This window comes from Paenibacillus sp. MDV22-iso6, from assembly GCF_058408365.1.
Window position 1 is genome coordinate 42557 of the sequence record NZ_JBZVDZ010000018.1, and the last position, 8520, is coordinate 51076.

Annotated in this window: 8 protein-coding genes, 1 tRNA gene and 2 pseudogenes; 3 read left to right on the top strand and 8 right to left on the bottom strand. The window is 44.7% G+C overall.

Annotated features, from left to right (window positions below; all coding sequences use genetic code 11):
* Positions 1-8: 8 nt before the first annotated feature.
* From AC4PM4_RS30285 to AC4PM4_RS30295, 3 genes are all read right to left on the bottom strand, one after another.
* On the bottom strand, positions 9-185 hold the full coding sequence (locus AC4PM4_RS30285) for a hypothetical protein (RefSeq protein WP_162842467.1): 177 nt from the start codon (positions 183-185) through the stop codon (positions 9-11).
* A gap of 25 nt (positions 186-210) precedes the next feature.
* Entirely contained in the window at positions 211-552 is a 342-nt protein-coding gene (locus AC4PM4_RS30290; protein WP_063567622.1) for a hypothetical protein, read from the bottom strand.
* A 193-nt stretch (positions 553-745) separates the two neighbouring features.
* Positions 746-834 (bottom strand) — tRNA-Ser (locus tag AC4PM4_RS30295).
* Between the two features lie 394 nt (positions 835-1228).
* Between AC4PM4_RS30295 and AC4PM4_RS30300 the strand changes: the two genes are divergently transcribed.
* From AC4PM4_RS30300 to AC4PM4_RS30310, 3 genes and pseudogenes are all read left to right on the top strand, one after another.
* Entirely contained in the window at positions 1229-1804 is a 576-nt protein-coding gene (locus tag AC4PM4_RS30300) for a hypothetical protein (RefSeq protein ID WP_491615255.1), read from the top strand.
* Positions 1805-1823: 19 nt separating this feature from the next.
* Positions 1824-1895, top strand: a pseudogene (locus AC4PM4_RS30305) (S-layer homology domain-containing protein); the annotation flags it as partial.
* Positions 1896-1910: 15 nt separating this feature from the next.
* Positions 1911-2153 carry an S-layer homology domain-containing protein gene (locus AC4PM4_RS30310; protein ID WP_491615257.1) on the top strand — a complete coding sequence of 81 codons (243 nt, stop codon included), beginning with the start codon at positions 1911-1913 and terminating at the stop codon, positions 2151-2153.
* Positions 2154-2304: 151 nt separating this feature from the next.
* On the opposite strand, the gene serS is transcribed toward AC4PM4_RS30310, so the two are convergent.
* The 5 genes and pseudogenes from serS to guaB all read right to left on the bottom strand — a co-directional run bounded on the left by serS (position 2305) and on the right by guaB (position 8152).
* A complete protein-coding gene (serS, locus tag AC4PM4_RS30315; protein WP_063567620.1) occupies positions 2305-3588 on the bottom strand; it encodes a serine--tRNA ligase in 1284 nt (427 codons plus the stop codon).
* Positions 3589-3855: 267 nt separating this feature from the next.
* Positions 3856-4446, bottom strand: a complete 591-nt coding sequence (gene pdxT, locus AC4PM4_RS30320; protein ID WP_400349473.1) for a pyridoxal 5'-phosphate synthase glutaminase subunit PdxT — start codon at positions 4444-4446, stop codon at positions 3856-3858.
* A 57-nt stretch (positions 4447-4503) separates the two neighbouring features.
* Positions 4504-4581: pseudogene (locus tag AC4PM4_RS30325) on the bottom strand (hypothetical protein); the annotation flags it as partial.
* A gap of 294 nt (positions 4582-4875) precedes the next feature.
* Entirely contained in the window at positions 4876-6249 is a 1374-nt protein-coding gene (locus AC4PM4_RS30330; protein WP_176854911.1) for a D-alanyl-D-alanine carboxypeptidase family protein, read from the bottom strand.
* A gap of 445 nt (positions 6250-6694) precedes the next feature.
* Positions 6695-8152 carry an IMP dehydrogenase gene (guaB, locus tag AC4PM4_RS30335; RefSeq protein WP_491615258.1) on the bottom strand — a complete coding sequence of 486 codons (1458 nt, stop codon included), beginning with the start codon at positions 8150-8152 and terminating at the stop codon, positions 6695-6697.
* Between the last annotated feature and the right edge of the window lie 368 nt (positions 8153-8520).

An 8520-nucleotide genomic window follows, 5' to 3' on the forward strand; every position in this document is an offset into this window, starting at 1 on the left:
TCATTGGATTAGGAATGGGATGGGTCCATATCTTCCGTTTTATCATGATTTATGGAATCCTGATGCCGACGGTCATTCGAGTCCTGTTGAATTTGCTGGGCATGGTGACTATTCACAGGTGTCTGATCCAGATCTGCGACTACATTTTGCAGGTTTTTATCTGTTCCAGCTTTGGCTTTGCTCACGTATTACCACTCCTTTTACGTCTGCCTAATGTCTGGTTTTGGTTTGCAACGACTGGGCACATTCATGAATATGACGCGTGTAATCCTGAGCCAATTCCTGAATAGGCTCTGTACGCTCATCCGTCGTACTTCCATCGCGCTCCACATCAATTAGTTGTACACTGACTTCACGAGAATCCACATAGGCACACTTGAAATCAAAAGAGTACATCTGGTGTCCCGCTGTTGCGATGTGAATTCGAATAGCCTGTTGATCAGCCTCGTCAGCCATAACTTGAGCCCGATCTCCGACATTTAGGACCTCAGGCAATCTTTCCTGCCAAGCACCTACGAGCTCCGTCTGATCTATGTTTAATTCGCGGTTCATCTTACCACCTCCACTCTTATATAAAGTGCGGCGATTTGAATGTTTTTATGCATCACACAGATATTGAAACAAACTGATTTCTTGTCTTAAAAATGCTCTGTAAATACAGCGGCTATGCAGCTGTGCTAAATGTATAAATAAATGCAAAAAAGGACTCGAGCTTATCGCTCGAACCCTTATCATAATTGTAGTATGGCGGAGAGGGTGGGATTCGAACCCACGTGGAGTTGCCCCCTAACGGTTTTCAAGACCGCCCCGTTATGACCGCTTCGGTACCTCTCCAGAACATTAACTTTTATAAACTTGCCACGAAATAGATCGTACCATAATTGTATGACAGAAAGCAACCTTTTTATAAGATTTATTGTTCGATACATCAAAAAGGGAAATTCCACCTACTAACTACCGGTAAACATTGCTACCTGAAGATTGATATGGTTGTTCAGAATCGGTTCAGCCCTGCTCTGTATAATCGAATTTAGACTTTTTCATTATGGGGTGGTTGCTTGTTTATAGGTGTGTATCGTAAAAATGACCCTTTGAACGCATTGCCTGAGGAGCGAATCAGTGAGTTGATTTCGGAGGGAATAAAAAAGGAGTTCTTTCTTTCCTGCGCTCGAAGGACAAAGTTTCTTCATTCACTCTGTTCAGCAATCAGTCTAAAATGACGTTAGCTTTGAACAAATTAAATATTCAACGCGCATCTTCTCTACTGCATGTGCCAACCGAACAGCTTGATCTCCAGATCAACATTGATGTCCTGTCCAACGATGAGTTGTCTGACCTAAAACAATCGCTACCGGCTGGCCTAAAAATGTTGGTACAGCCTTTACGTTTCAATGTACAATGGGTGGCTGGCGACCAAACGCTCAAGCTGGATCAAGAAGAATTAAAAAATGTGACTCGGGTGATCCACCTTGGTACTACAGATCTTGACCCACAAACAGCAACCGTACTCGGGTTCAATGAAGAAACGCGGACATATTCCTACGTGCCAGCCTATTACGTCCAAAATAAAGGGCAATGGGAGGTAAGAATACGAGATATGCAATACAGCACTTATGTTATTGCTTCAAATGAACAGATAGATACTTCAGACAATGATTCATCGATAAACAGCATCCAATACATGCAGAATAAACAATTGCTTGCTTTGAACCAATTCAAGACCGATGGACCCATCACACGCGGAGAGGTTGCCCAATTATTAGTTTCTGCCTTAGGGGCAAACGGAATCGCATCTAAGGACTGAGGAACAGTCGTATGCGGCAACCGCTGCACACCTTGGACTTGTTAAAGGCTATGATGATGGAACATTCCGTGCCGATCGCCAGGTCACGCGGGAAGAGCTAGCAATCATGGTCTATCGGGCAATTCAGTATACAGGAGGAGTTTCTGTCGCTAATAGCTCAGCTGTGATATCCTATCTGGACCATGAATCTATCTCTCCTTGGGCCACAGCCCAAGTCCAGGCTCTGACATCGCTCAATTTGCTTCAAGATACATTCGGGACCACCTTCGAACCTAAAAAAGCAGTAACCACAGACGAAGCACTTATGATATTGGTGCGTACACTGCGCTCCATTGAGTATGTGAACTAAAATTACGCTTTCGCTTAGGTGATAATTATGGCTAATCTATAGTCGTTATAAACAATAAACTACAAAAAACCGTCTCCTTGTGAAAATGGATCGTTCTAAACTTCCATTTGTCAGGAGACGGTTTTTTATTTCATTCATTTAGTTGAACATCTTAGGAACGACGGGCAATCACGCTGACTCCGCCCATGTAAGGACGCAGTGCTTCAGGAATAACCACTGTTCCATCTTCTTGTTGGTAGTTCTCCAGAATAGCAGCTACTGTACGCCCCACTGCCAGTCCTGAACCATTTAACGTATGAACAAATTCCGGTTTCGCTTTTGGCTCTCTACGGAAACGGATATTAGCTCGACGTGCTTGGAAGTCTTCACAGTTGGAGCAAGACGAGATTTCACGATACGTATTGCTTTCCGGCAACCAGACCTCAATGTCATATGTTTTGGCAGACGTGAAGCCCATATCTGCTGTACACAACGTCAGAACACGGTAAGGCAGCCCCAATAATTGAAGCACACGTTCCGCATTTTGAGTCATGTTCTCCAATTCCTCATAGGAGGTCTCAGGAGAAGACAGTTTCAACAACTCAACTTTATTGAACTGATGCTGACGAATCAAGCCACGTGTATCCCGTCCAGCAGAACCTGCTTCGGATCGGAAACACGAGCTGTATGCTACAAAGTGTTTAGGCAACTGGTCAGCATTCAAAATCTCTTCGCGATGATAGTTCGTTACCGGAACTTCAGCGGTAGGGATCAAATAATACTCGGTATCTTTCAGCTTAAACAGGTCTTCCTCGAATTTCGGCAGTTGGCCAGTTCCAAACAAGCTATCGCGGTTAACGATGTATGGAGGTAGAATCTCTTCATAGCCATGCTGATCGCTGTGCAGATCCATCATAAAGTTGATCAAAGCACGTTCCAGACGTGCACCCAGCCCTTTATAAAAGGTAAAACGGGAGCCTGTTACTTTGGCAGCCGCTTCAAAATCAAGGATGTCAAGGTCCTGTGCGATTTCCCAGTGTGCTTTTGGTGTAAATGAAAATGACTTCGGCTCTTCCCAACGACGAATCTCCACATTATCATCTTCGGACGCACCAACAGGCACACTCTCGTTAGGGATGTTCGGAATCGCCATAGTGAGATCGTTGATCTTCACTTCCAACTCACGCACTTCTTCATCCATTGCTTTGATTCGATCGGAGACTTCGCGCATCTCAAGGATCAACTCATCCGCATTTTCACCACTCTTTTTAAGCTTGGCAACTTCTCCGGATACCGTATTCCGGCGACTTTTCAGGTTTTCACTCTCTTGCAGCAACTCACGACGCTTGGCATCCATGTCCGTGAACCCAGCGATTAGATCCAGCGATTTGCCACGTTTCGTCAATGCTTCTTCAACACGTGCGTACTCATTCCGCAATATTTTCACATCAAGCACTAAATACCCCTCCTAAATAACACCACAAAGTAGAAACCTTCCTTATTAACTCCTGTAAAAACTTTGCAGCCTTATAGCTTCATCATTCCTCAATGGTAAAAAAACAACCTATGACATCCGGCGCTACCCTACGCTGCGATTCCCGCTTTGGAAGCAGATACGGGCAACATCAGGTATCTGACCAGACAGCTCCTTGCCAGCAAGCCGTGTAAAGCCTCTGAAGGACTGATCCGGTTCACCGGCAGATCATAGGTTGTATATCAACCACTATTGGTTCTGTACAGGCTGTTTATACGACCTAGCCATGTCCACAAAGTAAGCATGCAGTCGATAATCATCTGTCAGCTCAGGGTGATAGGAGCAAGCCAGCAGATGCCCCTGGCGAGCAGTGACAATCTCATCCTTGTAAGTGGAAAGAACCTCTACCTCTTCTCCTACACTCTCAATCAGGGGTGCCCGTATAAACACCGCCCTTACCGTCTCCTCAATGCCTTTTACCGAAAGATCCGTTTCGAAGCTTTCCCTCTGCCGTCCAAATGCATTTCTGGAGACGGTCATATCCATTAGCTCCAGATGAGCTTCCTCTTGTCCTGCAATATGTTTGGCCATAACAATCAAACCAGCACAGGTGCCGAATACCGGTTTACCCTCAGCAGCGAATGCCCGAATGGCCTCCATGAAACCATATTTACGCATCAGTTTGCCAATCGTGGTACTCTCACCGCCAGGAAGAATCAACCCATCCAGCTCCTCAAGTTGCTGAACCTGTTTAATCGCCAATCCTTCTGCTCCGGCCCGTTCAATACTACGAATGTGCTCGGTGACTGCCCCTTGAAGTGCTAAAACGCCGATCTTCATTTAAAATCCACCTTTCTCTTACCAGCCGCGATCCTGCATGGGCTCGGAAGGTGCAAGTTTGGAATTGGTACCGATCATGGAAGCACCTTCGCCAATCCGGCGCAACGCTTCATCCAAGTCCTTGGCGCCACATAATGTCCGATCCGCGCTTTCGCACCTCTTTTTACGCGTGCTATTCCCGTTTCCATACCCCAATCTACCGTAATGGATGTGTCGTTCTTGTCCATAAACAGGATGTGAAATATGCATTGTCAGTTAGAAGAACAATAGACTTTTAAACTGATTTATACGTAGAATTCTAACTTGATATTTTACCGGAAAAATTGTAAATATACAATCCATCCGGTCGGAATTACTTGTATTTTGTCAATGGTCTAACGACACTATATTGAAAATGTCATATTATCCCGTCTTCTTTCACCTTATCTATTAGAACAGGTTTTTGATGCCATCAAACAGATCAACGAAGAAATCTTTCACTGCACGGAAGAAGAGACGGAACCAACCGCCTTTTTCGGCTTCTTCTGCGGTGATGAGGTTCACTGTCTTCTCTTGTGGCTCAATTCCTTCAGCTTTGTACGTATAAGTAACCGTCCCAACCTTGGTTCCGGCCTTAATTGGAGCAACCAGCTTATCAGCTTCAGTTACATTCGCTTTAAATGTCACGTCCAGGTTTTGAGTACCTTTAGGTACAACGAAACTTACTGCATTATCCGTCACAACAGGTACTGTTGTTTCCTTCCCTTTTTTCAAAGGTACAGCTTCCCAGCCTGTGACTTTAGTTTTGGCAGCAACCGCCTGTTTCACTTCAAAATTGTTGAATCCGAAGTCCAATACTTTCTTTGTTTCTCTGAAACGCGCTGGCTCCGAATCGGTACCCATAACCACACTGATCAGACGCATGCCATTACGCTCAGCCGTACCCGTAAAGTTATTCCCAGCGTTTGTGGTATGGCCCGTTTTCATCCCGTCCAGACCCTCATAGGCATAGCTTTTGAAGTTGGTTATATTTTTATTCGCTTCCAGCATCCAGTTATAGTTAACAATTGGATCTTTGTCATTAGGACGGAATTTATAAGATTGAATGGTTGTAAAATCTTTGTAGTCCGGGTGATCCATGATGATGTATCTGCACAAAATGGCCGCATCCCGTGCCGACATGACGATTTCTTTATCCTCAGTTGGGCGGAAGTCCGCAGGCATATCTGCACGATCCAGTCCTGTGGAGTTGATGAAGTAGCTATCTTTCATTCCCATACGCTTCGCTTCATCATTCATCATTTTCACAAAAGCTTGCTCGGAGCCAGCGATGTGTTCAGCCAAAGCCACTGTAGCATCATTGGCAGAACCAACAGCCATAGCAATGTACAGCTCCTTGACTGTATGTTGGTCACCTTCTGCGAGGAAAATCCGTGATCCAGTACTTTCCGCTGCGTTCTTTTTAACTGTAACGACATCATCCCAGTTTAATTTCCCCTGTTTGACCTGTTCAGCCACAATGTACTCGGTCATCATTTTGGTCATGCTTGCTGGCGGCATAGCTTTATCCGCATTCACATTGAGTAGAATCTGGCCCGTTGAAGCCTCCATCAGTATGGCTGATTTAACATCGAGTCCCAGTGAGTCTGCCGAAGGAATGTCCACGGCTTTTTCTGTCTTCGTTGTTGTCGCTGCTGCGGTCAATACCTGCCCTGAATCGTTTGCAGCAGCCATAACAGGCATTACCGCAGACATGCAGAGCATATTAATCAGCATAACCGAGGCTACGCTTTTTTTGAGCATTTGACGTTTTTTCTTATTCATTTGTTTGGTTTTCAATGATGAATACTCCCTTCGGTCCGAAGCTTTCTATTGTGTGCTTCAGTACAGCTTGAGCTGCAATATTTTCTAGTCCCTAACAAGTGGAGATGATGTGTGAGGTGTGTCGTATATGCGCTGTATCGAAAGAGCATTGTCATTGCTCCTAAAGTTCGAATCGATTGTCACTTAGTTAGCATTAAATGAAATGCTTATGTAAAAGGACGTCCGCGCTTCTTTTTTCGCTGGGCTACCTTCAACCTTTTTCAATCACTCAAAATTCATTGTCAGAAGCAGTTTCATAGACTCACGTCAAAAAACCGCCGCAATGCCCTAATCCATTAAAGGATCATTACCGCTTGTTCTATTCTATCACAGGGGTATCCGCAAAAAAAGACAGGCCCGGCGAAAATCGCCAAGCCTGTCCTGGAAATAATTAACACAATTCAGATTACAACGAGTAGTTAGGGGCTTCTTTCGTAATCTGTACATCATGCGGATGGCTTTCACGAAGCCCCGCACCTGTAATACGAATAAACTGAGTGTTGTTACGAAGCTGTTCCAAACTGCTTGTACCACAGTATCCCATACCTGAGCGTAGACCACCAATCAACTGATGAATCGTATCAGATAATGGACCTTTGTAAGCAACACGTCCCTCAATTCCTTCCGGAACCAGTTTCTTGTCATCATCTTGGAAGTAACGATCTTTACTTCCTTGTTTCATCGCAGCCATTGAACCCATACCGCGGTAAACTTTGTAGCTACGTCCTTGGAAGATTTCCGTTTCTCCCGGGCTTTCTGCCGTACCTGCAAACAAGCTTCCCAGCATAACTGCATGAGCACCTGCAGCAAGAGCCTTAGTAATCTCACCAGAGTACTTGATACCACCGTCAGCAATGATTGGTACGCCATATTCACGTGCTACATTTGCACAATCGTATACTGCTGTAACTTGAGGAACACCAATACCAGCAATTACACGTGTTGTACAGATGGAACCTGGACCAATTCCCACTTTGACAACCGACGCCCCAGCTTCGATCAATTCACGAGTTGCATCGCCTGTAGCAACGTTACCTGCAACAATGGTCAGGTTCGGGAAACGTTCGCGCAGCTGACGAACCGCATCAATGATGTTTATGTGATGTCCATGTGCCGAGTCTACCGTAATCAGGTCCACACCGGCTTGAACCAATGCATCAGCACGTTCAAAGGTATCTTTGGAAATCCCGATCGCTGCTCCAACCAGCAAACGTCCTTGTGCATCTTTAGCTGCGTTAGGGAATTGAATTGCTTTTTCGATATCTTTAATAGTAATGAGACCTTTCAGTGTGTTGGACTCATCTACTAATGGAAGTTTCTCGATTTTATGCTTCTGGAGAATGCCTTCTGCTTCTTGCAGTGTAGTACCTACAGGCGCAGTAACCAAATTCTCACGAGTCATGACTTCGCTGATTTTAATGGAGAAATCGTGGATGAAACGCAAGTCACGGTTTGTCAGGATACCAACAAGCTTTTGATCTCCTTCAACAATCGGTACACCGGAAATGCGATATTTTGCCATAACCAATTCTGCATCAGAAACCAGATGTTCCGCTGTCAATGAGAACGGGTTCGTAATAACACCACTTTCCGAGCGCTTAACCCGATCCACTTCCTCCGCTTGCTGCTCAACAGACATATTTTTATGGATGATACCAATACCGCCTTCACGGGCAATGGCAATAGCCAATGTCGCTTCCGTAACAGTATCCATACCAGCACTAATCAAAGGAATATTCAGTTTAACGCTGTCACTCAAACGAACAGATACGTCCACTTCTTTAGGCAGTGTCTCGGATTTCCGGGGCACCAGCAGTACATCGTCGAAGGTGAAACCTTCCTTACCAAATTTATCTTCCCACACGCGGGCGTTCCTCCTTATGTTTGCTCAGCTTTACGGTCCAAAACCCGAAGATCTCAGGCTGTATTTTATGCCGAAAATACGTTTTCTGAAAAATTTATTATTGCCATCTTAGCAAAGCGTTATTTAGACTGTCAAGGGAAACTCCCTGGTTATATTAGGTGTATTGCCTGATGCATACAACTGTATTTGTCATACGGACAGGTTCATTTTATATATATGAAACGCCACTCATAACGAGTGGCGCTTATGTATGTAGAGTCATTTAGTGCACTATCTTTAAACTAATAGTTAATGCTAATTTTTGCTTATAAACACAAATAAAAACCACCACCGAATAACATCGGCAGTGGTTCTTTGCTTGGCGGCGT